At 65.0% G+C, this 26,787-nt stretch carries 28 protein-coding genes and 1 riboswitch; of the genes, 12 read left to right on the forward strand and 16 right to left on the reverse strand.

Translation table 11 applies throughout. The features are described 5' to 3' along the window. Positions 1-41: 41 nt before the first annotated feature. From BMI88_RS19655 to BMI88_RS19305, 15 genes are all read right to left on the reverse strand, one after another. Positions 42-206: a peptidase M23 gene (locus BMI88_RS19655; RefSeq protein WP_146673634.1), complete on the reverse strand. Its 165-nt coding sequence runs from the start codon at positions 204-206 to the stop codon at positions 42-44. Continuing rightward, entirely contained in the window at positions 203-691 is a 489-nt protein-coding gene (locus tag BMI88_RS19240; protein WP_078551097.1) for a hypothetical protein, read from the reverse strand. Before BMI88_RS19240 ends, BMI88_RS19655 begins: the two co-directional genes overlap by 4 nt. Before the next feature lie 3 nt (positions 692-694). Beyond that, positions 695-1,969 carry an agmatinase family protein gene (locus BMI88_RS19245; RefSeq protein WP_146673635.1) on the reverse strand — a complete coding sequence of 425 codons (1,275 nt, stop codon included), beginning with the start codon at positions 1,967-1,969 and terminating at the stop codon, positions 695-697. Between the two features lie 103 nt (positions 1,970-2,072). Beyond that, positions 2,073-2,864, reverse strand: a complete 792-nt coding sequence (locus tag BMI88_RS19250; RefSeq protein ID WP_078551098.1) for an ABC transporter ATP-binding protein — start codon at positions 2,862-2,864, stop codon at positions 2,073-2,075. Continuing rightward, positions 2,861-3,673 carry an ABC transporter permease subunit gene (locus BMI88_RS19255; RefSeq protein ID WP_078522763.1) on the reverse strand — a complete coding sequence of 271 codons (813 nt, stop codon included), beginning with the start codon at positions 3,671-3,673 and terminating at the stop codon, positions 2,861-2,863. Before BMI88_RS19255 ends, BMI88_RS19250 begins: the two co-directional genes overlap by 4 nt. A gap of 56 nt (positions 3,674-3,729) precedes the next feature. Beyond that, positions 3,730-4,797 carry a putative urea ABC transporter substrate-binding protein gene (locus BMI88_RS19260; protein WP_078551099.1) on the reverse strand — a complete coding sequence of 356 codons (1,068 nt, stop codon included), beginning with the start codon at positions 4,795-4,797 and terminating at the stop codon, positions 3,730-3,732. Positions 4,798-4,893: 96 nt separating this feature from the next. After that, a riboswitch (guanidine-I (ykkC/yxkD leader) is annotated at positions 4,894-5,002 on the reverse strand. 209 nt (positions 5,003-5,211) lie between these two features. Then, entirely contained in the window at positions 5,212-6,429 is a 1,218-nt protein-coding gene (locus tag BMI88_RS19265; protein ID WP_078551100.1) for an HlyD family efflux transporter periplasmic adaptor subunit, read from the reverse strand. 3 nt (positions 6,430-6,432) lie between these two features. After that, positions 6,433-8,796 (reverse strand): ABC transporter permease, encoded by a 2,364-nt coding sequence (locus tag BMI88_RS19270; protein ID WP_168174023.1) that lies wholly within the window; start codon positions 8,794-8,796, stop codon positions 6,433-6,435. A 4-nt stretch (positions 8,797-8,800) separates the two neighbouring features. Next, positions 8,801-9,505, reverse strand: coding sequence for an ABC transporter ATP-binding protein (locus tag BMI88_RS19275; RefSeq protein ID WP_078551102.1), 705 nt, complete (start codon positions 9,503-9,505; stop codon positions 8,801-8,803). Positions 9,506-9,645: 140 nt separating this feature from the next. Further along, positions 9,646-10,140: a hypothetical protein gene (locus tag BMI88_RS19280; protein WP_078551103.1), complete on the reverse strand. Its 495-nt coding sequence runs from the start codon at positions 10,138-10,140 to the stop codon at positions 9,646-9,648. Between the two features lie 146 nt (positions 10,141-10,286). Then, complete coding sequence (locus BMI88_RS19285; protein WP_078551104.1) at positions 10,287-10,673, reverse strand: DUF302 domain-containing protein; 387 nt, start codon at positions 10,671-10,673, stop codon at positions 10,287-10,289. Positions 10,674-10,701: 28 nt separating this feature from the next. Beyond that, on the reverse strand, positions 10,702-12,087 hold the full coding sequence (locus BMI88_RS19290) for an MBL fold metallo-hydrolase (RefSeq protein WP_078551105.1): 1,386 nt from the start codon (positions 12,085-12,087) through the stop codon (positions 10,702-10,704). 137 nt (positions 12,088-12,224) lie between these two features. Next, positions 12,225-13,589, reverse strand: a complete 1,365-nt coding sequence (locus BMI88_RS19295) for a HAMP domain-containing sensor histidine kinase (protein ID WP_078551106.1) — start codon at positions 13,587-13,589, stop codon at positions 12,225-12,227. After that, positions 13,589-14,254 (reverse strand): response regulator transcription factor, encoded by a 666-nt coding sequence (locus BMI88_RS19300; protein WP_078551107.1) that lies wholly within the window; start codon positions 14,252-14,254, stop codon positions 13,589-13,591. Before BMI88_RS19300 ends, BMI88_RS19295 begins: the two co-directional genes overlap by 1 nt. Next, on the reverse strand, positions 14,254-14,604 hold the full coding sequence (locus tag BMI88_RS19305) for a PepSY domain-containing protein (protein ID WP_246831936.1): 351 nt from the start codon (positions 14,602-14,604) through the stop codon (positions 14,254-14,256). Before BMI88_RS19305 ends, BMI88_RS19300 begins: the two co-directional genes overlap by 1 nt. A gap of 125 nt (positions 14,605-14,729) precedes the next feature. On the opposite strand from BMI88_RS19305, the gene BMI88_RS19310 reads away from it, so the two are divergent. The 9 genes from BMI88_RS19310 to BMI88_RS19345 all read left to right on the forward strand — a co-directional run bounded on the left by BMI88_RS19310 (position 14,730) and on the right by BMI88_RS19345 (position 20,923). Then, positions 14,730-15,200, forward strand: coding sequence for a PepSY domain-containing protein (locus tag BMI88_RS19310; protein ID WP_078522774.1), 471 nt, complete (start codon positions 14,730-14,732; stop codon positions 15,198-15,200). Between the two features lie 459 nt (positions 15,201-15,659). Next, positions 15,660-16,127 carry a GNAT family N-acetyltransferase gene (locus BMI88_RS19315; RefSeq protein ID WP_078522775.1) on the forward strand — a complete coding sequence of 156 codons (468 nt, stop codon included), beginning with the start codon at positions 15,660-15,662 and terminating at the stop codon, positions 16,125-16,127. Positions 16,128-16,295: 168 nt separating this feature from the next. After that, complete coding sequence (locus BMI88_RS19320) at positions 16,296-17,183, forward strand: LysR family transcriptional regulator (protein WP_078551108.1); 888 nt, start codon at positions 16,296-16,298, stop codon at positions 17,181-17,183. A gap of 106 nt (positions 17,184-17,289) precedes the next feature. After that, the gene (gene wrbA, locus BMI88_RS19325; protein ID WP_078551109.1) at positions 17,290-17,913 is read left to right on the forward strand and encodes an NAD(P)H:quinone oxidoreductase; all 624 of its coding nucleotides are present in this window, start codon (positions 17,290-17,292) and stop codon (positions 17,911-17,913) included. Further along, the gene (locus tag BMI88_RS19330; protein WP_078551136.1) at positions 17,913-18,551 is read left to right on the forward strand and encodes a DsbA family protein; all 639 of its coding nucleotides are present in this window, start codon (positions 17,913-17,915) and stop codon (positions 18,549-18,551) included. Before wrbA ends, BMI88_RS19330 begins: the two co-directional genes overlap by 1 nt. Positions 18,552-18,563: 12 nt before the next feature. Further along, positions 18,564-18,713, forward strand: a complete 150-nt coding sequence (locus tag BMI88_RS19810; RefSeq protein WP_168174024.1) for a hypothetical protein — start codon at positions 18,564-18,566, stop codon at positions 18,711-18,713. A gap of 23 nt (positions 18,714-18,736) precedes the next feature. Next, positions 18,737-19,234 (forward strand): ATP-binding protein, encoded by a 498-nt coding sequence (locus tag BMI88_RS19335; protein WP_078551110.1) that lies wholly within the window; start codon positions 18,737-18,739, stop codon positions 19,232-19,234. 70 nt (positions 19,235-19,304) lie between these two features. Next, the gene (locus BMI88_RS19340) at positions 19,305-20,204 is read left to right on the forward strand and encodes an EamA family transporter (RefSeq protein ID WP_078551111.1); all 900 of its coding nucleotides are present in this window, start codon (positions 19,305-19,307) and stop codon (positions 20,202-20,204) included. Positions 20,205-20,230: 26 nt separating this feature from the next. Next, positions 20,231-20,923 carry a DUF4386 domain-containing protein gene (locus BMI88_RS19345; RefSeq protein WP_146673636.1) on the forward strand — a complete coding sequence of 231 codons (693 nt, stop codon included), beginning with the start codon at positions 20,231-20,233 and terminating at the stop codon, positions 20,921-20,923. Between the two features lie 81 nt (positions 20,924-21,004). Here BMI88_RS19345 and BMI88_RS19350 read toward each other — a convergent pair whose 3' ends face one another. Continuing rightward, positions 21,005-22,117 carry a zinc-binding dehydrogenase gene (locus BMI88_RS19350; RefSeq protein WP_078551112.1) on the reverse strand — a complete coding sequence of 371 codons (1,113 nt, stop codon included), beginning with the start codon at positions 22,115-22,117 and terminating at the stop codon, positions 21,005-21,007. 329 nt (positions 22,118-22,446) lie between these two features. Between BMI88_RS19350 and BMI88_RS19355 the strand changes: the two genes are divergently transcribed. The 3 genes from BMI88_RS19355 (at position 22,447) to BMI88_RS19365 (ending at position 26,253) form a co-directional block, all read left to right on the forward strand. Beyond that, positions 22,447-23,823: an NAD-dependent succinate-semialdehyde dehydrogenase gene (locus BMI88_RS19355; RefSeq protein WP_078551113.1), complete on the forward strand. Its 1,377-nt coding sequence runs from the start codon at positions 22,447-22,449 to the stop codon at positions 23,821-23,823. Then, the gene (locus BMI88_RS19360) at positions 23,820-24,434 is read left to right on the forward strand and encodes a glutathione S-transferase (protein WP_078551114.1); all 615 of its coding nucleotides are present in this window, start codon (positions 23,820-23,822) and stop codon (positions 24,432-24,434) included. The genes BMI88_RS19355 and BMI88_RS19360 overlap by 4 nt, the downstream gene beginning before the upstream one ends. Before the next feature lie 175 nt (positions 24,435-24,609). Continuing rightward, complete coding sequence (locus BMI88_RS19365; protein WP_078551115.1) at positions 24,610-26,253, forward strand: NAD(P)/FAD-dependent oxidoreductase; 1,644 nt, start codon at positions 24,610-24,612, stop codon at positions 26,251-26,253. The last annotated feature ends 534 nt before the right edge of the window (positions 26,254-26,787 follow it).

Consider the following 26,787-nt stretch of genomic DNA (forward strand, 5'->3'; position numbering starts at 1 on the left):
AAGGCGCCCATCGAGGCGCCTTGTAAGGTCGTTTCGAAAAATCAGCGGCGCGATCTGACGAATTCGACGATGCCATAGACCGCGAGGGCGGCGACGCCGACAATCAGCATCGGCTCGACACCGTGCGTGTGGAATTGCGTGCCGGAATGCGCGAGCGCGGGGGTGGCGAGCGTTGCGCCCAGAAGCGTTGCGAAGCTGGTCTTCATTGGTCGATCTCTTTCTTGCGTTGGGTCAGGAAGTCGCGGATGTCGAGGACGGATTTCTCGTCCATCGACACGTAGATCAGCGACATGTTGGTGCGTTCGCGGACCATCTCGCCCGGGAACGGAAGGTAGGAAAGTTCGCGCGAACCGAAGGAGGGCGAGGCGGTGCCCACCTGCCATTCGGTCTTCAACTCCACATCCACGAGTTTCAGCGATTTCGGCCCCGTGGACGAAGGACGCTCGAAGGGAACGCCCGCGAGCTTGAGATAGCTCGTCTTGTCGGAGGCCTGCATGAAGCCGTCGATGAACTGGGTGGCCAGAACCTGCAGGTCCGCCGCCTCGTCCTCATGATGCATGTGGCTGTGCAGATGCTCGCCATGGGCGTGGTTGTGACCATGCCCGTGATGCGCGTGGTCATGGGAATGCCCGTGGCTGTGCCCGTGATCGTGGTGGTGATGGTGCCCGTGGGGGGCGTGATCGTGCGGCATGGCTCAGCCCACCTTATGCGGTTCGGAATTCGACCAGCGCTTGCCCTCGAATTCGCCATGGGGCAGCGAAACGGGCTTGTCGATATGCTTGCGATGCGCGCCGAGTTTGCCATTGGCCACCAGCGAGCCCAGCACGTCCACGATCACCCGCGTGCCCATCAGCGCGGTGATGTCGGACACGTCGTAGGGCGGCGCGACCTCGACCAGTTCCATCCCGCAGATGCCTTCGGCGGCGATGCCGGAGGCCAGCGCCAGCGCTTCGCGCGGCAGGAAGCCGCCCGGTTCGGGCCAGCCGGTGCCGGGCACGAAGCCGCAGTCGATGGAGTCGATGTCGAAGGACATGTAGACCATGTCGACCCCGTCCCACGCCATCTCCAGCGCCATCTCGATCGTCTTGTCGATGCCCATCTTCTCCATGTCGCCCATGGTGATGATGTTGGTCTCACGCTCGCGCGCGACCTTCACCGCCTCGCGCGGGACCTGCCAGCCGCCGATGCCGATCTGCACGAGGTTCTTCGCGGGCACGTTGGGCAGGTTGGTCGAGTGGAACCACGGCGTGGTGTGCATCCGCTCGTCGAGGTCTTTTTCCTGAATGTCGGCATGGCGGTCGAAATGGACGATGCCGATCTTCTTCGAGGTGCATTCCGCGATACCGCGCACACAAGGGAAGCCGATCGAGTGGTCGCCGCCGATCATGATCGGGAGCGAGCCCGAGGAGAAGACGTGGCTGACCGCGCGGCTGATCTGGTCGAAGCTCTTCTCGATATTCGCCGGGATGGTGAACACGTCGCCCGCATCGCAGAGCGTCATCTGCTCGCGCAGGTCGACGCCGATCTCGTAGTTGTAAGGCGTGTAGAGCGCGGAGATCTTGCGCACGCCCTGCGGTCCGAAGCGGGTGCCGGCGCGGTAGGTGGTGCCGCCGTCGAAGGGGATGCCCAGCACGGTCGCGTCGTAGTGCGAGACCTCCAGCACGTCCTCGGCATAGGGCGCCTTCAGGAAAGTGTTGATGCCCGCGTAATGGGGCAGCTCGCCGCGCGCGAAGGTCGGGATCGACTTGTCCTCGATGCTGTCCGCGCCGGTCAGACCCATGCGCAGCGCCCAGCGGCGTTCCTCGTCCCAGCGGCCCTCGGGGAGTTCCGCCTCTTTGCGCATCGCCTTCCAGCCGGCGAGCTTGGTCAGGTCCGGGTGGTGCTGGCGGCGCTCGCGCAGAGCATGCGCCGCGATGGCCGCTTGCGGGTGGTGCGGGCGCGATCGCCCGCCTGGCAGGTCATGGAACATCTCTGTCTCCAATCTATCGAAGCCCCGGATCGGGGCAGGCTGTCTGGACCTTGGCGGCGGCCCGCGCGCGGGGCCCAGCGGCGCGCGCGGTGAAACTTTGATCTCAGTCCGGCGCGGGTGCAGGGTCGCTTTGCGCGGCCAGAGAGGGGATCTTGTCGAGGATGTGCTGATACGGAATGCCGTGATCGCGGGCGTCGAAATCATAGGTGATCGTCGCGCCGTAACGTTCGGGATAATCCGGATCCCAGCGGGTCTTGTCGAACACGAGAACGCGGTCGCCCAGCTTGAAGCCCTCGCCCAGATCATGCGTGACCATGAAGACGGTCATGCTGGTCTCGGCGCGCAGCTGCGTTAGGAATTCGTGCATCGAGAGCCGCGTGCCCGGGTCGAGCGCGCCGAAGGGCTCGTCGAGCAGCAGGATGCGCGGGCGTGCGTGCAGCGCCTGCCCGATGGCGAGGCGTTGCTGCATCCCGCCCGACAGCGTCGAGGGGTAGTTCTTCGCCACATGGGCCAGCCCGATCCGTTCGAGAACCTCATCGGCGCGCGCCCGGGCCTCGCGCAGCTTCGCGCCGCGAAACCAGCCCCAGCCTTTCGGGAAACTCTCGGCGGCGACGATGTTGTCGCGCACGTTCATATGCGGGAAGACCGAGTATTTCTGAAACACCACGCCGCGCTCGCGCCCCGGTTCGCGAGCAGGCGTGCCGCCATCGACGGTGATGCGCCCGCGCGTGGGCGTCTCGTCGGCCAGCAGAAGCCGCAGGAAGGTGGATTTGCCGCAGCCGGATGCGCCGACGATCGAGACGAACTCGCCCTCGGCCACGTCGAGATTGACGCGTTCGATGATCGGACGACCGTCGTATTCCTGGAAGACATCGCGGACGGTGACGAAGCTCATAGCCCACCTCCCAGCCACGGGAAGGCTTTGCGCGAGAGCGTCTTGAGCGCAAAGTCGATCAGGAAGGCGAGCAGCGTGATCCAGATGACGTAGGTCAGGATGATATCCATCGCGAGGTAACGCCGGACGAGGAAGATGCGGTAGCCAAGGCCGACCTCGGCCGCGACGGCTTCTGCGGCGATCAGGAACAGCCAAGCCGCGCCGAGTGACAGGCGGATGGCCGCGATCAGGCGCGGCAGGATTTGCGGCAGCACCACACGCAGCGCGATGACCCATGTGGAGGCGCCCAGCGTCTGCGCCTTCACGATCTCCTCGTGTGGAATGTCGAGCACCCGCTGCGAGAGATCGCGGATCAGGAAGGGCGTGATGCCGATGACGATCAGCACGATTTTCGAGGTCTCACCCAACCCGAAAACGATGAAGAGGATCGGCAGCAGCGCCAGCGGCGGCACCATCGAGAGCACCGCGACGAAGCTCGACAATCCGCGTCGCACGTAAGGCAGCAACCCGATCCCCACCCCGACCGTCAGCGAGATCAGCGCCCCGATGCCGACCCCGAAGGCCAGACGCCGCAGGCTCGCGAAAGTATCGGCCCAGAGGAGGATTTCGCCGGTACGCTTGTTCGGCTCGGTGAAGAGCCGCCCGGCGGTGTTCATGATGGTCTCGGGCGCGGGCAGAAGCTTGTCTTGCGGGTTCGCCGCGAGCCGGATTTCCGAGCCGATCCAATAGGCGATGAGCACTGCCACGAAGGGCAGCGCGGCCAGCAGGATGCCGGTGGGCCGGGTCGGATGTCGGTTGAGCAAACGCATGGGCGCTTTCGGCAATTGTCGGAAAAGGGCCCGGCCCGAAGGCCGGGCAAGTCAGATCAAAGCGCGCCGTCGGCCGCCATCTGCATGTAGGTCGTGTCGAAGCGCAGCTTCACATTGGCTTCGTCGCCCGTGACTTTGCCGTCAGGATATTCGACGCCCACGAAATCGGCCGAGGGTGCATCGACACCAAGGATGCCCTTGTCGAACAGGAAGTTCGCGACCGTGGTCATGGTCTCGGGCATCTCTGCGCTCGAAGCCTGCTCGACCGCCTTGGCCGGATCGTAGAACATCGCCGTCGCGGCGAGCTGCGCCTTGTAGCCTTCGAGATCGGTGCCGGCAGCCTCGGCCATCGCGGTCAGGGCCTCTTCGTCGCCTGCGGCCATCTTCGACATGACCTCATACCAGGCGCCGACCACGGCCTTGCCGAAATCGGGATTGTCCTTGAGCGTCTCGGTATTCACCACCATCAGATCGAGGATCTCGCCCGGGATCTGCGAGCTGTCGAAGAGCTTGTTCGCATCGGGGTTGGAATCGAGGATTTCCGACACCAGCGGGTTCCACGTCACGACGGTCTCGACCTCGGGGGTCGCGAAGGCGGCGATCATGTCGGCGTCGGAGGTGTTCACGACACCGGCCAGATCCTTCTCGGCCAGCCCGGCTTTATCGAGCGCGCGCGCCAGCAGGTAATGCGAAACCGACAGCTCGACGAGGTTCACCTTGGTGTCCTTCAGCTCCTCGATCGAGGTCGCTTTCTTCGAGATGATCGCGTCATTGCCGTCGGAATAGTCGCCGACGATCAGCGCGGTCGTGTCGACGCCGCCGCCCGACGGGATCGAGAGCGTGTCCATGTTCGTCGCGGAGACGCCATCGAAGCCGCCCGCGGTGTATTGGTTGATCGATTCCACGTAGTCGTTGATCTGAACGATATCGACCGTGATGCCGTATTTCTCGGCCCATTTGTCCATGATCCCCGAGCTGTCCAGATAGCCCCAGGGCATCCAGCCGGCATAGATCGACCATGCGAGTTTGAAATCGGTTTTCTGCTCGGCCATCGCGGGCGAGAGAGAGGCGGCGAGAACGCCCAAGCTGAGGGCCGTGGCGGACAGGAATTTCGTTCTGGTCATGGTCTTCCCCGTTGGCATGCGTCCCGCCTTTGTATGGCGTAGAGGCCGACCCGCTGGCGGAACAAGAGATGAGGCGCGGGTCAGACCTGCGCAGTAATCTCCCGGGATTTTGGCCCGCCGTGTGCCCGCACGGAATTTGCCGCGTGGGTGGCACTTCTCGGACCAGACCTGCCTTGTCGGCAACGGAACCCTAAGCGCCCTGCATCCTCATTCGGGCATGACCTTGGTGCGTTTCCAAAGGTGGAGAGGGGGCAAAAGCCGCCCGGATTGCGCCCCGCATGGCAATTGGGCGCAAAAAACTCTCAAGTGATGGTTTTTTGAGCGTCGCCCCAAGCATTTTTGATCGGTTGGTGCGCTTTTCGTGCGGCTTCGTGATTCCTCGCGAGGTGGTTGGGGCGGGGCGTGAGGCGCACCTCACCCACCCGATCGGGCCTCCACCGGTGCGCCGTCTTCCAGCGTCTCGACCGGATAGAGTACGACCTTGTCGCCCTCGCTGAGGCCGTCCTGAAGCTCGGCATAGGTGCCATTGTCGGTCCCGATTTTCACGTTCACCTCCCGCGCGCGCCCGTCCTCGACCTTGAAAACGGCCCACCCGGTGCCGCGCCGGAACAGGGCGCTCGACGGCACCCGCAGCGCGTCGGGGTTCTGCCAGACCACGATCCGGGCGGTCACCTGAAAGCCGTGGCCCAGCCCCGCCCGCTGCGCGGCATCGCCGGTGAAGGCGATGACCACGCCAACGCGTTGCTCCTCGACGCCCAGGGCGGAGACCTTCGTCGTGCCCGATGGATCGATGCGGACCACCTTGCACTCGAGCACATCCGGCCCGCCCCAATCGGTGATCTCCACCGGATCGCCGAGGCGCACGCGCACCGCGTCGCGCGAGAGAAGATCGGCCACCACTTCGAGCCCCTCCGAGATGTCGCCGATCTCCATGATCGGGGAGCCCGCGGACAGCACGGTCTCGTTTTCCTGCAGGATTTGTAGCACCGTTCCGGTCGCGGGCGCATAAAGCGGGATCGGCTCGACCCCGTCGCTGTTGTTCGCGGCGGCATCGTTCTGCAGCACGGATTTCGCCGAGGCCAGCGCCGCCTCGCGCATCGCGATGGCGGCTTTCGCGGCGGCTTCCTGCGCGGCGGCGTAGTCGGCATTGATCTGATCGCGGTCCAGTTTCGACTGGCTGATCGTGCCGGAGAGCGCGAGCCGCTGCGACCGCGCGAGATCGCTATCGGCCTGTTCGCGCATCGCGACGGCGGCGCGGTAATCGCCTTCGGCCGCACTCAGCGCGGCTTGGGCCTCGGCCAGCGCGGCCTCCGCCTGCGCCCGGCTGCGCGCATCCAGCACGGCGGGCAGGGCAGGGCGCATCCGGGCGACGACCGTCTCGTTCGCGACGACATGATCGCCGACATGGATATCGAGCCGCTGCAGCCTGCCGCTGACCGGGGTCGAGACCGTGTAGCTTTCGCTCACGCGGGTCCGGCCATCATCCTCGATGACGAGCTTCATGGGGCCGCGCGTGACCTCGCCCATGTCGACGGTCTGCGGCTGCGGCCAAAGCAGCGCGGCAATTGCGCCCGCCGCGATCAGGCCGATCAGGATGAGAATGAGCCATCTGGTCCGGGGTTTTGGTGTCACGGGTCAGTCCCTCGCCTTGAGCGCCGAAATCATGTTCAACCGATCCAGCGCGCGGCGCAACATCAGGATCGAGGCCAGTGTCGCCGAGACCACGACCAGCACCGCCGTTGCGATGCTGGGCAGATCGAAGCTGACGCTGACCCGGTAGAGTTCATTGGAGAAAACGCGTGCGATCAACTTGGCAAGCGTCCAGCCGAACCAGATGCCGACCGGGAGCGCGCAGGCGACCAGCAGGGTAATCTCCCCGGCCAGGATCAGCGTCACCTCTCCGCGGGTGAAGCCAAGGACGCGCAGGCTCGCCAGTTCATGCGCGCGTTCGGCGAATGCGTTGCGCGCGGCGTTGTAGACGATGCCGAAGCTCAGCACGAAGGCGATCGCGCCGAAGACGAAGCGCATCTGGCCCGCGCCCTCGTCGGCGATTTCCCGGAACGCCGCCAGGCTGTCGGATTTGATCGAGACGCCCGCGACCTTGGGGCGCTCGCGCAGCTCGTGCAGAAGCTCCGGCGACGGGGCGCCTTCGGTGCGGATCGAGACCGAGGTGATCCGGTCCGCCTCGCCCACGGCCCGGGTCAGCGAGTCGAGGCGCATATAGGCCGGAGCGCCCAGCAGGGTGTCGGAGATCGCCGCGACTGGCAGTGACAGGGTCCGCTTGCGGCCTTCGGTGACTTCGGCGGTGAGGTTTTCGCCCGGCTGAAGTTTCAGCACATCCGCGAGCCCCCGCGAGATCACGACGCCCTGCGCGGGCAAGGCGATCGGCTCCAGATCGGGCCGCAGCGCGCGGTTGAGCTGCGCATCCTCGGACAGGCCGGTCAGTTCGCCGCGATGGGTGATGACGCCGTTGCGGAAGAGGACCGGCACATAGCGCGTCGGCTCGGCCTCCAGCACGCCGGGCAGGTGCGCAATCTCATGCGTCACATCGCGCGAGACGGGGTGGATGAAGCTCACCGTCGCATCCGAGCGGTCGGCAAAGCCGAAGGTGACATCCATCGTGTGATCGAAGCCCGAATAGATCATCAGCATCGCCATGTTCAGCGCGAGCCCCGCGGCCACGCCCGCGACGGTGCCGAGGCTGCGCACCGGTTGCCGCGTGATCTGGCGCAGGATCATCCGTCCCGGCTGGTCGAAGAAACTCGTGACGATCGCGAGGAAGCCGACGCGGCCATGGGTGAAATCCGGCGGGGCAGGCGGGCGCATCGCCTCGGCGGGCGTCAGGCGGAACACCGTGCGCAGCGCAATCGCCGCACCGAGCGCGGCGGCGATCAGCGAGAAGGCGAGCCCCCCGGCGAAGGGACCGGGATGCATCGAGAAGACGAGATAGGGGAATTTGTAGAATTCCATGTAGAGCCCGGTGATCGAGCGCCCGAGCATCACGCCCAGTGCCGATCCGAGCAGCGCGCCGGCGAAGGCGATCATCAGTGCCATTTCGAGGTAGTGCCCGGCGATCTCCGCGCCGCTATGGCCGAAGGCTTTCATCAACCCGATCTCGCGCCGCTCGGCCTGCACGATCCGGGTGATCGTGACGTTGAGCAGGAAGGCCGCAACGGCGAGGAAGATCGGCGGCAGAAACACCCGCGACTGGCGCAGGCCTTTGAGTTCTTCCTCGATGAAGCGCGCCGAGGTCTGCTGGTCCTGCACATAGCCCGCGCCGCCGCCATAGGGCGCCATCAGCCGGTCGAGATCGGCGAGCACCGCCTTGCGGGGCCGCTCGCGCGTGGTGAGCGCCAGCACCTCGTTGAACGCGCCGTCGAGATCGAGCACGGCGGCAGCGGCCTTGCGCTCCATCCAGATCACGGCGAAGCGGCCATCGGTCGGGAAGAATTCGCCCGGCGCGGGCATGAACAGAAACTCCGGCGCGCGGGCGAAACCGACGACCTGCAGTTTTTGGTGGCGGCCTTCGACCGTGACGCCGAGCGTGTCGCCAAGCGCGATCCCGCGGGCGGCTGCGAATGTGTCGAGCAGCACGACCTCGTCGCTGCGCCCGGCGATGGGCTTGCGTCCCGCCGTCATTAGGATGCCGTTGAGCCCCGCCGGGCCGGGCAGCGACAGGATGCGCGCCTGCACCGGCTCGCCGCCATCCGCATCGATCCGACCGAAGCCGCTGATCCGGCCTTCGGCGGCCAGCACGCCGGGAATGGCGTTGACCTGTTCCATCATCGAGCTGGGCGCGCGGGTGAGCGGCTCGAAAACCTGCGCCAGCCGGTGCCGCTCGAAATAGGCGTCGCGGGTGACGGTGAGCGTATCGGTCAGCCCCGCCATCATCACCTGCACCATCACGCCCAGAGCGACGACCGCCGAGATCGCGAGCGCCTGCGCCCGGATGCGCCAGAGGTCGCGGAACAGCTTGCGATGGAGGACGGTCAGGACCATCGGCTCACCATTCGATCTCGGCAGGATCGGCGCGGGTCTCGTTGACGATCGTCTCGCGCAGCTGGCCATCGGTGAAATGCAGCACGCGATGCGCCATCGCCGCCGTCGCCGCCGCATGGGTGACGATCAGCACGGTCGTGCCCAGCTCGCGGTTCACATCGTTGAGCACCTGCAGCACGCGCCGCCCCGTCGTGCTGTCGAGCGCCCCGGTCGGCTCGTCGCAAAACAGCACCGCCGGGCGCTTCGCGATGGCGCGCGCGATGGCGACGCGCTGCTGCTCGCCGCCCGACATCTGCGCCGGGAAGTGGTCGAGCCGTTCCTCCAGCCCCACCAGCCGCAGCGCCTCGCCCGCATCCATCGGGTCATGCGAAATCTCGGTCACCAGATCGACATTCTCGCGCGCGGTGAGGCTGGGCATCAGGTTGTAGAACTGGAAGACGAAGCCGACATGGCTGCGCCGATATTGCGTCAGCGCGCGGTCGGACATTTCGGTCAGGTTCTGATCGCCGAACCACGCCTGACCCGAGCTTGGCCTGTCGAGCCCGCCGATGATGTTGAGGAAGGTGGATTTGCCGCTGCCCGAGGGGCCCAGCAGCACGACGACCTCGCTGCGCGGAATTTCGAGCGTCACCTCTCGGAGCGCGTGAACCGCGGCAGGACCTTCGCCGTAGGTCTTCGACAATGCTTCGGTGCGAAAGGCAGGCTGCACGCTCGGCCTCTTGAGATAGATCGGGCGCGTCGCCCAATCCGGATCAGATCACAGCTTCGTCAGGCAGTCAAAATTTGTCGGCTCTGGCGGAGAGTTGAGCGCTTCAGCGTGACGCCGGCGCATCGAGGCGCAGGGGCGCGTTACGTGCTGAGGCTGTGGAAGAAGAGGTCGATTTCCAGCGCCAGTCCGAACTCGAATTGAGTCAGTTCGGGATGGGTCCATTCGTGCTGTTCGAGATGGTCGAGGAAGTCGTGCCGTTTGCGCTCGTCGCTCGCATCCAGCGACAGGGTCTCGGCGGCGCGCAGCAGGTCGATCCGCTTATGGACCTCGCGCATGGCGGAGAAGGCTTCCATCATAACCGGCATCAGGCGCGGCTCGCTCTGCCAGGTTTGCCCGCCGAAGACCTCCTGGACGACACGGTTGCCCGAGCCGAGGCAGTCATAGGCGACGCAGCCCGCCATGCCTTCCTGCGTCAGCTTGTCGTGGATCGAGCAATCGTGCCCACAGAGGTGCCGACAGGGCTCGCCGGGGTTCTTGCTGAAGGCGAAATCCTTGCCCTTGTCGAACGCCAGCACCAGGCAGCACAGGGCTGCGCATTGCGAACAGTCGGTCTTGAGACGATCGGTCTGGGACATTCTGGCCTTCGCTTAACGGGACCTCGCTTGGGAGGTCGTCGGGCCGTGATATCCCGCAAAACGGCTCTCGAATGCAAGGGCTGCGCGGGAGGCGCGCGCGGGTCCCCCGGCAGCGGAGGAGGCCTCGCTGCCGGGGGCATTCCAACTCAAAGGGCTTCAATCGCCTTTGCCAGCATGTCGCGCACTTCGCCCGCGACCGATTTCAGCTGCGGATTGTCGATCGCCGTCATCGAGGCCTCCGGATCGATCGCGCAGACGAGGATGTCCGAACCATCCTGCCGCAGAATGACGTTGCAGGGCAGCATCGCGCCGACATTCGGCTCCAGCTGGATCGCCTGATGCGCCATCTTCGGATTGCAGGCGCCGAGGATCAGGTAGCCGGGCATGTCCTCGTCGAGCTTCTTCTTCATCGTGCCCTGCACGTCGATCTCGGTGAGCACGCCGAAGCCTTGTTCCTTGAGGGCCTCGCGGGTCCGGGTGTCGGCCTCTTCCAGCGTGGTGTTGGTGAGGCGTTTATCGATGGTGTAGCTCATGGTGTTGGCTCCTTGAGTTGAAAGCGGTTCAGGTTTCGACCGGGTAGTCCTGCGCGGACCATGCGCCGAAGCTGCCCGGCACGGCGGAGACGTTCTTGAACCCGGCGCGGTGCAGCAGGCTCGCGGCGACGCTGGCACGGTAGCCGCCCTGACAATAGACCGCATAGTCGGTCGATCGGTCGAGTTGGTCCATCTCGTCTTCGAGCGTGCCGAGGAAGTGGTGGATGGCGCCGGGGATATGGCCGCCGTCCCACTCCTCATTCTTGCGCACGTCGAGCGGGGTCAGATCGCTGCCCTTCAGCGCCTGCACCGTGACCTGCGGGATATGCGCAAGCGGTCGCCCGGAGGTGCGCCACGCGGCGATGCCGCCGTTCAGGTAGCCCGCGAATTTCGTGAAACCCACGCGCCAGAGACGCAGCACGGCCTCGTCGATGTCGGCAGCTTTTTCACTCACTAAGGCAATGGGTTTGTCGGGATCGAGTATCCAGCCCGCCCAGACCGACAGGATCGGCTGCAGCCCGATATTGAGCGACCCTTCGATAAAGCCGCCGCCGAAGGCGAGCATGTCGCGGAGATCGACGAGCTGCACGTCATTCTTGGCGATGAGCGCCTCGAACTCCTCCGGCGTCTTGCCGATGCAGCGCGGCAATCCGTGCATCACCTCGGGGCCCGCCGCATTGACCTTCTTGAGGCGCGGGTAATGCGTGGGCACCGGCGGGGCGTCCTTCGTCATCTCGTCCTTGAAGGCCTGCAGATCGGTGATCTGGACATATTTATTATGGGCTTTCTCATAGGCGATGCTCGTAGACATCCGGTCGCCGATATTCGGCCCGCAGGCCGAGCCCGCGCCGTGGCAGGGGTAGACCAGAACGCCATCGGGCAGCTGCATGTAGAATTCCTGCGTCGTGCGGAAGAGCGCCTCGGTCAGTTCCTCGGTCTTGTCGTCGCCCAAGAGGTCGGGCCGACCGACCGAATCCACGAAGAAGGAATCGCCGCTGAGCACGCCCCACGGGTCGTCATTCTCCTTCTCGTAGAGCAGGAAGGAGACGTGTTCGGGCGTGTGCCCCGGCGTGTGCCGCGTTTCGAGCGTGAGCTGGCCGAAGGTGAACGTGTCGCCATCGCGGATGCCCTCATGTGCGAAGTCATATTCGGCGCCGCCCTCGACGCTGACGCAAAGCCTGGGCGTGCCATCCAGCCGGTCCACCAATTCGCGCGCGCCCGACAGGAAGTCGGCGTGGATATGGGTCTCAAACACATGGGTGATCGTCAGGCCGAGCGCCTTGGCGCGCTCGATATAGATATCGCAATCCGGGCGGGGGTCGACGACGGCGGCGGTGCCGCTGCCGGTGTCGCCCAAGAGGTAGGAACACTGGGCGATCCCTTCCGCAAGGATCTGTTCAAAACGCATGGTCATGTCATTTGCCTCCGAATTTCCGTCAGCTCGGGATTGCCGGAGAAATGCGTCGCGATCGATTCATGTTCCAAAACTTGAATATGTGGGCAGGACATCGCTCATAAACGATGCGTGAGGATGATGCCCGTTTCAGGTGTTCAGGAGAGACGCGTCCCGGGAACGCCAGCGCGGGCGTCGGGCAGGATCAGGGTTACACGCAGCCCGGTCTCGGCATTCGCGATGCTCAGCGTACCGCCGACGGCCTGCGCGATCTCGGCGCTGATCGACAGTCCCAAACCATGACCGCTTTCATCGGCGCGCGCGCCGCGTTTCTGAAGATGCTCGATGCGGTCCGCCGAGATGCCGGGGCCGTCGTCCTGCACGTCGATGGCGATCATTTCCGCGCGTCGGCTTGCGCGGATCGTGACCTGCGACGTGGCGTGGCGGCTGGCATTCTCGATCAGCGCGCCCAAGGCTTCGGCAAGATCACTGGCGTCGAGCGTCACCTGCAGATCCTCGGGCACGGCGATGTTCCATTCCACCGCGCTGCCCGTGGGGGTGCGCCGGATCACCGAGACAATCTGCTGCACGACAGGGGCCACCGTGGCCTTGTCTTTCACGACGCGTCCCGCGAGGCGCGACCGCGTCAGTTCGCGATCGACATGGCGGCGCATCGCTTCGGCGATCTCCTCGATGGCGGCGGCAGGCTCGGTCTGGCCGGTCTGGCGCAGCCGGTCGGCCTCGCCCATCAGCGCCTGCAGCGGGGTCTTGAACCCGTGCGCGAGATCGGCGGCGCGGTGGCGCGCGCGGTCCAGCTCGGCCTCGCGGGCGTCGATCAGCGCGTCGACCTCATTGGCGAGGGGCTGCACCTCTTTCGGGAAATCGCTGCCGAGGCGGCGCTGTTCGCCCGAGCGCACGGCGAGCACGCGCCGCCCGACTTCCGACAGGGGGCGCAGGCCGAAGAACAGTTGAACCCATCCGGCGACGATCAGGGCAGCGGCGAGGATCGCATTATAGGGCAGCAGTTCCTTGAGAAAATCGCTGCGCGCCTGATCCAGATCGGTCGTCGTCAGCGCGACCGCCGCGCGCACTCGGCCCTCGCCCAGCGAGGGCGGCAGGGTCACGCTGCGCTCCAGCGTCAGAAGGGTGTCGCCTGTCTGGTCGGGAAGACGATGCACGTGGATATGTCCGTCGGGCAGCTCATCGGGCGGTAGCGGCAGCGCGTAATCCCAAAGCGAGCGCGACCGCAGCAGCGTGTCGCCGAGGTCGATCTGCCAATAAAGCCCGCTCAGAGGCTGGTCGAACCGCGGATCGGCGGGCGGCGTCTGCAGCGCCAGCCTCCCGTCGGCATCGCGTCCGAGCGCCGCCACGACCTGATCGAGCTGCACCGACAGTTCGGCCTCGGCCCGGCGCTGAACGTGGGCGGCAAACAGTGCCGTCAGCGCGGCGGAGGCAATCGCCAGCGCCAGCACCACCGCGAGCGCGCCGCCGAGCGCGAGCCGGAGGCGCAGCGACAACCGCATCACGCGCCGCCGCCTTCGAGGAAATAGCCAAAGCCGCGCCGCGTGCCGATCACGCCGGGGCCCAGCTTACGGCGCAGCCGCGCCACGAGCGCCTCCAGCGCATTGGCCTCGCGCGAGTCGTCATCGCCGTAGAGATGTTCGAGCAGTTCGGTCGGCGGCACGACGCGGTCGCGATGCAGCATCAGGTAGGAGAGCAGCCGGAATTCCAGCGCCGTCGCCGCTATCGGCACGCCGCGGATCGACACGCTCATCCGGTTCGCGTCGAGCGTCAAATCGCCCACACTCTGGTTCGCCGAGGCCCGCCCCGCCGAGCGCCGGATCAGGGCGCGCGCACGGGCGACCAGCTCTTCCATGCGGAACGGTTTGGGCAGGTAGTCATCCGCGCCCGCGTCGATGCCTTCGACCCGCTCGGTCCAGGCGCCGCGCGCGGTCAGCACCAGCACCGGCATCTCGCGATCATTGGCGCGCCATTTCTTGAGGATGCTCAGCCCGTCCATCTTCGGCAGGCCCAGATCGAGAATGACGAGGTCGTAATCTTCGGTATCGCCCAGAAACCACGCATCGAGCCCGTCCGCGCAGGTCTCGACGAGAAATCCCGCCGCCTCGAGCGCAGCCTTGAGATCCGCCGCGATCCTCTGGTCGTCCTCGACCGCCAATACGCGCATTACTTGTCCTCGTCGCGCTCGCTGTCTTCGGGACCACCAATCGGCAAACCGGTCGCCGCGTCAACCTCAAGCTCGATGATCCGGCCTTCCGGGGTGATCAGCTTGAGTTCGTAGACATAGTGACCGTCATCCGATTCGAGATCCAGCTTGATGACGCGGCCGCCGAAACGGTTGCGCACACCGCCGAGGATTTTCGACAGCGGCAGAATCTCTTCGCGCTCGACCGCGCTGCGCGCCCGGTCGTGATCCGAGCCGCCTCGGCCCGAGCCGCCGCCGCCGCCCGCGCGATCGGCGAGGGCGGGCGTGGCCATGGCCAGCGAAAGAAGGAGGAGGGTCGTGAGCGTTTTCATGCGGCTTTCCTAGCGCAAACAAGCTGACAGAACGCTGACAAAGCCCGTCAGTACGGCGTCAGAGTGAATCTGCCAATGTCGTCTCATCCGGGCAACTCGCCCCTATCCGATCACAGGAGTTAAAGATGAAACGCACTCTTCTCTTCACCGCCGCCCTCGGTGCCGCTGTCGGCGCATTCAGCCTCGGTGCCGCACAGGCGCAGGGTCCTGGTGGCAATGGGAATGGCGGCGGCGGGCAGTCGGGCGGTCAGGTCATGCTGCCGCAGAAGAATGCCACGCAGACCAAGTCCCAGAACCGCGAGACCTACGAATACCGGAACGAATATCGCAACTCGTATCGCAATGGCGAGTCCGAGGGCGAATATGGCATGCCGTCGAACTACCGCGAGGAAGTTCGCAACATGAATCAGGCGCGCGAGCAGTGGAAGAAGATGGACGAGGTCGCCAGCGACCTGCGTGCCGAGGGCTACCAGATCAGCAAGATGGAGATGGAGCGCTACAGCTACGAAGCCAAGGTTCGCGATCGCGACGGTCGTCGGCTTGAGCTGAAGCTCGACCCGGTGTCGGGCGAGATCATCGGCTCCGAGCTGGACTGATGAGCGAAGGAGCGGCCAGGCGGGTCTGAGGCCCTTTCGTCCGCTTCGGATACTGCGGGCTGGTGGCGAGATTCGCCACCGCCCACCTGACACTCGATTTGAGTGTCCTACATTTGGGAGGCGTGCACCTCGCGGGCCACTCCCATCCCGAACACCTCGCGAGAGCCATGGTCACCGGCCGCAAACACGCCTGACCTGAGCCGCGGGGTATCGAGCGAGCTTTGTTGTGCCGTCCCCACACCCCTCACAAAGCTCGCTCGATTATTCTCCAAAGCTCCGAAATAGTGAATATCCGAGCGCCGCTATCTGCTGGCCCGCCGCTCGGGCCTGCCCGCACCGTGGACATGGACGCAGTTGCGGGGCCCCTCCGGTTGACCCGGACTGGACTTTTGTGTCAGGCACGCGACCTTTCATGAGGACCCTCGGCGCACGTGCCGGGCCCAGCCGAAGGAAGGACATATGGCACTTACCCTGCGCCGCAACCGCGACCGCGATCTGGCACCCTTGGCAGCAATGCTTTCGGACGCCGAAATCCCGCTGCTCAATCCCAATGCGAAAGTCCCGTTCGACGAGATGGAATGGCATCAGAAGTGGCTCGGAGACCGCGAGGATGTTTCCTTCTACCTGCAGGATGCCGCGGGGCGAGACGTGGGTTTCTTCGCGCTGCGTGAGGGTGTCGGGCCGGAAGTGCGGCACCTGACCTATGTCTATCTCGTCGAAGAGGCACGCGGTGGCGCCGCTGCGGAGCTGACGAGCCATGTGGAGCAGGCGGCGCGCGACCTCGGGGCGCTGACCCTGACCTTGAAGGTGGAAGTCGACAACGCGCCAGCCCACAACGCCTATCTCTCGGCTGGTTATGAGGAGCTGTCGCGGCGTCAGGGCATGGCCACGATGCGGCTGGATCTGGAGGAGCGGCCCGCCGAGTGAGCGCGCCCTCCGGTCGCAGTTTTGGGCCGCGGTCGTGAAGGTCGCCTTCGTCTCCCGCGATGCGCCCTGCAGCGGCGGCGCTTGCGACCGCTTTCTGCGAGGGCGTTCGCGTGTCGCGAAATTCGTGCTATTCGGAGCGCTACCTGATCGCCCCGAGGGTTTTCCGAAATGGACAAGCTTTCCGTCATGCAAGCCTTCCGCCGCATTGTCGAGCGCGGCAGTTTCGCGCGCGCGGCGGAGGATCTCGGGGTGTCGCCCGCGCTTTTGAGCCGCGAGATCAAGCTGCTGGAAGAAAGCCTCGGGAGCTCACTGCTGACACGCACGACGCGCTCGATGTCTCTGACCGATGCCGGGCGTGTCTACTACGACGAGGCGAGCGGCATCCTCGACGCGGTGACCTCGGTCGAGACGCGTATCCGCGACGGGGCCGGGGCTGTGCGCGGGCATCTGAAAGTGAACGCCTCGAGCTCTTTCGGGCAGACGGTAATCTCCCCGATCCTGCCGGAGTTTCTGGAGGCGCATCCCGATCTGCGGCTGTCGCTCTCGCTCGATGACCGAGTGGTCGACATGGTGGAGGGCGGGTTCGATGTCTCGATCCGCATCCGACCGGCGATGCCGGACTCGGCTCTGGTCGCGCGCAAGATCGGCACGATGCGGCAGCGCATCTTCGCTTCGCCTGCCTATCTCGCGCAGGCTGGCAGTCCCGAGCGACCGGAGGACATCGCGGGGCACAGGGTCACCGGCTTCCTGCTGGCCGACCATCTGACGAAATGGGCGCTGCACGGGCCGGAGGGCGCGATCAGCCTCGATCTCGATCCCGCCATTCGCGTGGGCAACAGCCTCGTGCTACGGGATCTGCTGATCGCGGGGCAAGGCATCGGCACCTTACCGGATTTCGTCTCGAACGAGCCAGAGAGGCGCGGCGATCTGGTGCGCGTCCTGCCCGAGTGGGAACTGCCCGCGCCGGAGATTTTCGCCGTGACCGCCTCGCGGCTGGGCATGGATGCGAAAGTGACGGCGTTTCTCGATCACCTGCGGGCGGCGATGGCGCCCTGACATTCTTCAACCGGCGTAAAGAGTGATTTGCGCGTCGGCCGCTTATTCCGGCGCGGCTGATCCGCGATCTTCTCAGGCAATGAAACCCATGCCCTGAGAGGATCAAATGACCCGCGTTCTCGTTCTCTATTACTCCAGCTACGGCCATGTCCGTGCGCTCGCCCAAGCCGAGGCGGAGGGCGCACGCAGCGTGCCCGGCACGCATGTCGATCTGCGCCGCGTTCCCGAAACCCTGCCTGACGACATCCGGCAGAAGGCTGGCTTCGCCGCAGACGATACGCCCGTCGCCAGCCCCGCCGATCTCGAAGCCTATGATGCGATCATCTTCGGCACGCCCACGCTGTTCGGGATGATGGCCGGGCAGATGAAGTCCTTCCTCGATCAGGCGGGCGGACTCTGGGCGCGCAATGCGCTGGTCGGCAAGGTTGCCGCCGTGTTCACCTCGACCGGCTCGCAGCATGGCGGGCACGAGGCGACGCTGCTTTCCACGCAGATCCCGCTGCAGCATTTCGGGATGCTCATCGCCGGGATGCCCTACACTTTCGCCGATCAGACGAGGGCGGACGGAATCGTCGGCGGTGCGCCCTACGGCGCTGGCACGATCGCCGGAGCGGACGGATCACGGACACCGACCGAAACCGATCTCGCGGGTGCACGGTTTCAGGGCGCTCATGTCGCACGAATCGCGGCGCGGCTGGCAGGGGCCGCTCTGAACGAGGAGGCCGCATGATGCCCAAGCTCACCATCGATTTCTTTCACGACGTGGTCTGCTGCTGGTGTTTCAATATCTCGTCGCGGATGCGCAGCCTCGCCGCCGAGTTCGATCTCGACATCCGGCATCGCACATTCGTCCTGCAGGCAGATCGCGCCGAAATGGCCGCGCGCTGGGGCTCACCCGAATCCGCCCGCGAGACCATCCTCGGGCATTGGACGGTCTGTAGAGAGGTCAGCGATCGGCCAGAGCTTGTCGATATCGAGGCCATGCGGGCCGCTGATTTCGACTATCCGCACGGGATGACCGCCGCGCTCGGATGCAAGGCCGCAGAGGCGCTGGGCGGGCAGGACGCCCATTGGGAGATGTTCGACCGGCTGCAGCGCGCGCATCTCACCGAGGCCCGGAACATCGCCGATCCGGTTATCGTGCGCGATGTCGCGCGAAGCCTCGGGTTCGAGGCAGCGGCCTTCGCAGAGGCGTTCGACGATCCGGCCACGGCGGAGGCCGTCGAAGCCGATCGTCAACGCGCCCGCGCGCTTCAGGTCCGCTCCATTCCTGCGCTGATCGTCCGGGAAACGGGCGCGCGGCTCGTGAACGGGACGCGCGACGACCTCGCGGCACAGCTGCGCAGTTCCCTGAAACTCGTCGCCTGAGGAATGCCCCTGATGAAGATCCGTTTGTTCTTCCGTGGTCTCCGGCTTCGGCGCTTCCACCCGCGACGCGTGCCGCGCGATCTCTCGCCCTATCTGATGCGCGATATCGGGCTCGAGCCTTGGCCCGAGCGCCCCTGTCTCTCGCCGCGCCACTTCCGCTGAGCGACCCGACCGAAGGCGCCAAAATGACCTATCCATCTCCGACCCTCTACATGCTGTGCGGCAAGATCGCCTCTGGCAAATCCACTCTGGCGGCACGCTTGGTGCGTGCGCCCGGAACGGTACTCATCGCCGAGGACGAGTGGCTCCATGTGCTTTTCGCCGATGCGTTGCGGTCACCGTCCGATTACGTCGACTATTCTTCGAGGCTCCGGCGGGTCGTCGCGCCGCATGTCGTGAAACTGCTGAATGCGGGGCTTTCGGTGGTCCTCGATTTCCCGGCGAATACCGTCACGCAACGGGACTGGCTACGCGGTATCCTCGACCAGACCGATGCGGCGCATCAGCTTCATGTGCTCGACGTGTCCGATGCTATGTGCCTGGCGCGGTTGCAGGCGCGCAATCATCGCGGGGATCACCCGTTCGAGGTTTCCGAAACCCAGTTTCGTCAGTTCACCCGCCATTTCGTCGAACCCACGCCGGAGGAGGGTTTCCATGAGGTGAGGCATTCGGAAGGGCCCTGACGCCGCCCGCCGATACCGTTCCAAGGCCCCGTCTTCTCTCTCTCGCTTGCCCCTGAATACGAGTCACCCGATGTCACGCACTACCGATATTTTCCTCACGGCGCTCGCCCCGGCTATCTGGGGGAGCACCTATCTCGTCACCACCGAGGCGCTGCCCGCTGGGTACCCCATTACGCTTGCGGCCTTGCGCGCCTTGCCTGCGGGGCTGTTGCTGGTCGCGCTCACGCGGTCGCTGCCGCCGCGTGCATGGCTTGGTCGCACTTTCCTCCTTGGAGGCCTGAACTTCGCCCTGTTCTGGAGCCTTCTCTTCGTGGCGGCCTATCGCCTGCCCGGCGGGGTCGCGGCGACGCTCGGCTCGTTTCAGGCGATGATGGTCATCCTCATGGCGCGCGGCTGGCTTGGCACGCCGGTGCGCGCCGGTGCGTTGATCGCTGCGGCGACAGGCGTGCTGGGCGTCGCGCTTCTGCTGCTGGGGCCCGAGGCCGCGCTCGATCCTGTCGGTGTCATCGCCGGTATTGGCGGGGCCGCGTCGATGGCGGCGGGCACCGTGCTCAGCCGCAAATGGCAGCCACCTGTCTCGGCGCTGAGTTTCACCGGCTGGCAACTGACGGCGGGCGGGTTGATTTTGGTGCCAGTGGCCTTGATCGTCGAACCGTCCCTGCCGCCGCTGACCGCGCTGAACCTGTCAGGTCTGATCTGGCTTGGCCTGATCGGGGCGGGCGCGACCTATGCGATCTGGTTCCGAGGCATCGCCCGTCTCGAGCCCGGCGCGGTCTCGATGCTGGGGATGATGAGCCCGGTCACGGCGGTCTCCCTCGGCTGGCTCTGGCTGGGGCAGGGCCTGTCGTTGCTCCAGATGAGCGGCGCGGCTATCGTTCTGATCTCGGTCTGGGCAGGGCAGCGCGCGAACCGTCCGCGCGTTGCCAATAGCTTCCGCCCGTCGCACGTGGCGCAATCGAGAGCGGCGTGAGCGTCAATCAACGGAGGAGCTTCCGCGTGGCCCAACTTTCCCTGACCGACGACCTGATCCGAAAGTCGCGCCTCGCCGGGCTGCTTTACCTCATCATCATCGTCATGGGGCTCGGCGCGGAGCTTGGCCTGCGCGCTCCGCTGATCGACCTTTCAGATGCCGCGGGCACGGCCGCAGCGATACTGGCGGCACCGGGCCAGTTCCGGCTGGCGATCATCGCCGATCTGGTGATGGCGCTGAGCGATGCGGGCCTTGCCGTCTTGCTTTATCTGATTTTCCGCAACGTCGCTCCGGGTCTTGCCCTATCGGCTATGGTGTTTCGGCTGATTCAGGCCGTCCTCATCGCGGCAAATCTGATGGCCTTGCAGACGGCCTGGCTGCTTCTGTCAAACGCACATGATCTGGCCGACGCCCAGTCGCTGGCGCTGATCTTTCTCGACCTGCATGGCCATGGCTACGATCTCGGGCTGGTCTTCTTCGGTGTGAACAGTCTGATGATGGGCGTTCTGGTCTGGCGCTCGGGCCTCTTCGCGAAAGCTTTCGGGGTGGGGCTCGCGCTGGCCGGTCTGGTCTATCTGATTGGCAGCGGGATCCGGTTTCTCGCCCCCGACCTCTCGGCGGCTTTCGCCCCGGCATACGGGCTGACGATCCTCGCAGAGACTGCGTTCTGCATCAGGCTGCTTTTGCCGCCGCGCCGACACGGGTGGAGCGTGAGCTGACCATGGTTTGACCCTGCGACTGCCGGTTGTCCGAGGCCGAAGCGGCCCGGATCGGATCCGGGCCACTTCGGCGATGCATCATCAGGACCAGGGGGTCACGAGGTATTTCTCTCCGGTCTTCATCTTCCGGTAGTCGGTCACGGCTTCCTTCGTCAGCATCTCGTTGAGATTGACGCGCGTCTTGTAATGGCTGGCGAAGGTGGTCGTGAGATTGTCACGCACGCGCTTGCGCATGCGGCCAACGGTCTCTTGCCCCGCCGCTTGCAGGAACGGGAACAGCAGCCAGCCCGAGAGCGTCCAGCCGAAGCCGTAGCTCGGGGAAAGCGTCGTCGGGCCGGTGTCGAGCCGACCGTAGATGAACATCCGCTTGGGCTGGTTCGAGCCGTAGCGCGAGTATTCCGTCATCCGGCTTACTGCGACCTGCTCCATCGCCTTGAACGCGTTGTCGACCGCGTGGCCGCCGCCGATCGGATCGAAGCCGTAGAACGCGCCGGTGTCGTCGATCGCGGCGCTGAGTTTTTGCATGAAGTCATCCTGCGACGAGTTCACGACATGGGTGGAGCCGATCTTCTGGAGCAGATCGACCTGATCGTCCTTGCGCACGATATTGACGAGGCCGAGCCCGTCCTCCTGACAGATACGGGTCAGCATCTGGCCAAGGTTCGACGCCCCGACCGTGTGCAGGATCGCGTCCTGCTTATCCATCTTGGCGTTCTCGGCGAACCCCAGCGCGGTCATCGGATTGACGAAGGCGCTCGCGCCCTCCTCGGAGGAGTGATCGCCCAGCGGCAGGCACATCTGCGCGTCGGCGGTGCAATATTGGCTGTAGGCGTTGCCCGGCACGCAGGACACGCGTTGCCCCATCAGCGCCTTGGCCGCGTCGCTGTCACCGGTCGCGACCACGGTGCCCGCGCCCTCGTTCCCGGCGGGTAGCTTAAGGCCGTGCCGCGCTTTCGAACCCGCGTTGAACGGCTCGGGCATCTTGGCCACGAATTTGCCGGGGGAATATTCCGCGTTCTCCATATCCGCCGCGCCGACGAGGATGGCGAGGTCCGACGGATTGATCGGAGCCGCTTCCATCTTCACGAGGACCTGATTGCCGGTCGGATCGGGGAAGTCCACGTCCTCGATCGCGACGGTGAGCGTACCGTCTGCCTCCAGCGTCGTGAACAGTTGCTTGCCAGTGGTCGCCATGTCGATCTCCAGATTTGAATGTCGTCGGGAATAGGTTGGTTCACGCCCGGGGGTTTCCGAGGGCGCGCTTGCATTGCCAGATAGAGCGCCCTGCGTTCGAGGCGACCGCAAAGCGTGCAGCGAAAAGGCGCGCGGCTACGTTCCGCTGCGTCTTTTCCGGGGTCTTCAAATGCTTGGCCCCGGGTGAGAGCGACAAGACCGGGCTAGGGACAAGTTTTCGTGGTCAGCAGTGACCGTTTCGCGGGCCGAAAGACGCCGCGTTACCGACGCGGGCGCTGGAACTCCTCGACTGCGGTGCAAGTTGCCCTGGTGAAATCGAAGGAGTTCTCATGTCCACGATCACCACCACCAACCCTGCGACGGGCGAGACGATCCAGACCTATCCGCTGATGTCCGAGCAGGAGGCCGTCGAGAAACTCGAGGCCGCGCAGTCCGCTTTTCTGGAGTGGCGTAAGCTGTCCCATTCCGAACGCGCGCCCTACCTGACCAAGATCGCCGCGACGCTCCGCGAGAATGCGGAAGAGCTGGCCGAGCTCATGACGCGCGAGACCGGAAAGCTGTTGAAGGACGGCAAGGCCGAGGTCGAGATCTGCGCCGCGATCTTCGAATATACCGCGAAGAACGGGCCAGATGCGCTGGCCGACGAGGAACGCACCCATGGCGCGAAGGGATCGCGTGGTGTGGTCACTTATCAGCCGATTGGCGTGATCTACTCGATCCAGCCGTGGAACTTCCCGCTCTATCAGCCGGTGCGCGTATTGGCGGCGAACCTGATAGCGGGGAATGCCTGCGTGCTCAAACATGCGAGCATCTGCACCGGCTCCGGGCTGCGCCTGCGCGAGCTGTGCATCGAGGCTGGGCTGCCGGAGGATCTGTTCCAGGTCATCCTGATCGACCACGAGACCAGCGACAATCTGATCGAGCATCCGCTGGTGCGCGGTGTGACCCTGACCGGGAGCGATGGCGCGGGTCGGCATGTGGGCAGCGTGGCGTCGAAGGCGCTGAAGAAGACCGTGCTCGAGCTGGGCTCCAACGACGCCTATCTCGTGTTGGAAGATGCCGATATCGCAACGGCGGTGAAATTCTCGCTGATGGGGCGGCTGTATAACAACGGCGAAACCTGTGTGTCGGCGAAGCGCTTTGTCGTGGCGGACAAGGTTTATGACGCCTTTGTCGAGGCCTTTGTGGAGCAGATGAAAGGCGTGAAGATGGGCGATCCCACGAAAGACGACACCCAGCTTGGTCCGCTGTCCAGCGAGGATCAGTTCGAAACCGTGAAGGAGCAGGTGGAGCAGAGCCTCGCCAAGGGTGCAAAGGCTCTTTGCGGTGGCGAGGCCCCGGGCGGCACCGGCGCCTATTACCCCGCGACGGTGCTGGTCGACGTGGTCCCCGGCATGCCCGCCTATGATGACGAAATCTTCGGTCCCGTCGCTGCGGTGATCCGCGCCAAGGATGACGAGGATGCGATGCGCATCGCCAATGATAGCCGCTATGGCCTTGGCGGCGGGATCTTCAGCAAGGATGAAGACCGCGCCCTCAAACTCGCCCGCGATCACTTCGACACCGGGATGGTCCGGATCAACTCCTTCGGGACCGCCGATCCGAACATGCCCTTCGGCGGGGTCAAGGATTCCGGTTACGGACGCGAGCATGGCGGCTTCGGCATGAAGGAATTCGTCAACGCAAAAGCGGTGTTCCTGCCATGATCACGCTTCACGCTCTGCACTATTCCCGCGCGACCCGGGTGCTGTGGCTGCTCGCCGATCTTGGCGAGCCTTGCCACCGGGTCGATTATCAGCGCACCGAGAATTTTCGCGCGCCGGAGGCCCTGTCCCGGGTTCACCCCTTGGGCAAGTCTCCGGTGATCGAGGACGGCAATCGGATACTCGCGGAGTCCGCGACGATCCTTCGCTACCTCGTCGCGAAATACGGCGACGAGACCCACACACCGCCGCGGGGCACTCCGGAATTCTGGCAGCACGAGGAGCTCCTCGATTACGTCGAGAGCTCCTTCGCCGAGGTCGTGCTGCAAGCGATTTTGCCAGCCTTTCGCGACAAGCCGGTCCCCGCTCAGGCGCAGGCGGCGCTTGATGCCCATCTCAATTTCATCGCACGGGCGATCGGTACGGGGCCTCTGCTGTTCGGCGACAAGGCGATGCTGGCCGATATCCAGATGTCCTATGTCATTGCCTTGTTGGCGCGGTTCGACCTGCTCGCGGATCATCCGAAGGCCGCGGCCTATTGGGCGGCGCTGCGAGCGCAGCCGGGATACATCGCGGCGACGGAAGCCGCCGGCCCGATGGCGCCTCCCGGGTGAGAGCCGTCGCGGATTTCGCTCCGGTGACTCGGGCTTGAAAGGCCGGATCGATCTGGTCAACCCGCCGGCCCGAGCGCCCGCGGAATGCCTGCTTGCAGACCCTGATATTCTCGTAGAGGTCTTCTTTACCGCATCCATCGGGTTGCGGTGACGACTGGCGGAGCAGGAGACAGCTATGCAGCAATTGACAGCCTTTGGACCGGATTTCCCCTTTTCCTATGAGGACTGGATCAGTCATCCCGCGGGTCTCGGCACTATTCCCAAAGACATGCTTGGCGCGCCTGTCGCCATCATCGGCGCCGGAGCGGCCGGGGTGATCGCGGCCTACGAATTGATGAAGCTGGGACTGCGGCCCGTTGTCTACGAGTCCTCTCAGTTCGGCGGGCGGCTACGTTCGCAGAGTTTCGAAGGAACGAATGGGGTCGTGGCGGAGCTTGGCGGGATGCGCTTCCCCGTCTCCTCGCGTGGGTTCTACCACTATGTCGATCTCGTCGGATGCGAGAGCCGACCCTTTCCCAACCCGCTGACGCCCGCCGCCGGGTCGACCGTCATCGAGCTCGAAGGCCAACGGCATTTCGCCCGCAGCCTCGAGGACCTGCCCGAGCAATACCATCAGATTGCAGAGGCCTATGACGAAGCGCTGCGCAGTCAGGCGGCTTTTCCAGACCTGCAAGCCGCGGTGCGCGCCAAGGACATCGAGGCCATCAAGGCGATCTGGGATCCGCTCGTCCAAGACTGGGATGAGCGCACCTTCTACGATTTCGTGGCCCATTCGGATGCGTTCCAGAAGCTCGATTTCTCGCACCGGGAGATTTTCGGTCAGGTCGGCTTCGGAACCGGCGGCTGGGATTCGGACTTCCCGAACTCGATGCTGGAAATCCTGCGGGTGAACCTGCTCGGGCTCGACGACGATCAGCGCTACATCGTGGGCGGGGTGGAAACTGTCCTGCATCGCCTCTGGAACGCGGCGCCTGTCTGCGCGCATTGGCCGGAGGGTTCGACGCTCGCGAGCCTGCATGGCGGCGCGACGCGCAGCCGCGCCACCGCCCTGAGCCGCGAAGGCGAGATGATCCGGCTTCGGGACCAATGGGGCAACGAGGACGACTATGCGGCGGTGCTCGCGACCTGCCAGACGCACCTGCTGACGACGGCCATCGAGACCGAAGAGGATCTGTTCGATCAGAAGATGTGGATGGCGCTCGACCGGACCCGCTACATGCAGGCCGCGAAAACCTTCGTCATGACCGACCGGCCGTTCTGGAACGACATCGATCCGGAAACCGGCGAGCCGCTGATGTCGATGACGCTGACCGACCGGCTGACGCGCGGCACCTATTTCTTCGACAACGGACCCGACCGGCCCGGTGTGATCTGTCTCAGCTACGCTTGGATGAGCGACGCGCTCAAGGTGCTGCCGCTTAGTGCGGAGCGCCGGGTCGAACTGTCGCTGCAGGCGCTGGGCAAAATCTACCCCGGCATCGACATCGCCTCGCATATCCGCGGCCAGCCGATCTGCGTGAGCTGGGAGGCGGACGAAAACTTCCTCGGAGCCTTCAAGGGCGCGCTGCCGGGCCACTATCGCTACAACCACCGCATCTACGGCCACTTCATGCAGCAAGGCATGGCCGCGAGTCAGAAGGGCGTATTCCTCGCCGGTGATGGTGTGAGCTGGACCCCCGCCTGGGTCGAAGGCGCGGTGCAGACGTCGCTCAATGCGGTGTGGGGGATCATGACGCATCTCGGAGGACGCAGCCCCGTGGCAAACCCCGGCCCCGGCGACCTCTATCCCGAGCGCGGGCCGATCAGGCTGGCCGATTGACCCAAACGGCGCGCGCGGCAGGAATGTCATGCCGCGCGTGGGTCAGGTGTCCTGCCCTCAGGAGGAGGCCGCCCCAAGGGATGCATGCCGACCAATAGGCCCTGAGCCTAGTCTTGGCTCGGCGTCTTCATCGCTTTGATGGCTGTTCGATTCCGTACGTTTCGCTGGTGACTCGGGCGGTTTGGGGTGCTGCCCTTGGGGCAGGGTCCTCAGGAGGTTTCGCGAGGGCGGGTGATTTGCGCAAGATTCTTCCCTGGGCTGGTTTGGTGTGAATTGGGTGCATTTGCGGCGGTGTTGAAAGCGTAGCGATTTCAGTGTGTTGCGTTGTTCTTTCGAGAAAAGTGACAGTTTTTCGAAAAAGGCACTTGCGACTCCCGGGAGTGATCCGTAAATACCGCCTCACCGAAGCGGCACACACCGCAACGGGGCGCCGGAAGGGACAGCAACGCTGACACGAACGGCAACGAACACTACTGAGGTTTGAGGGCGGGCTGCGCTACAAAGTAAGCGCTTCCGGTTCTTTTTGGCCTCACG

The organism is Thioclava sp. F36-6 (assembly GCF_002020305.1).
Classification (GTDB): Bacteria; Pseudomonadota; Alphaproteobacteria; order Rhodobacterales; family Rhodobacteraceae; genus Thioclava; species Thioclava sediminum.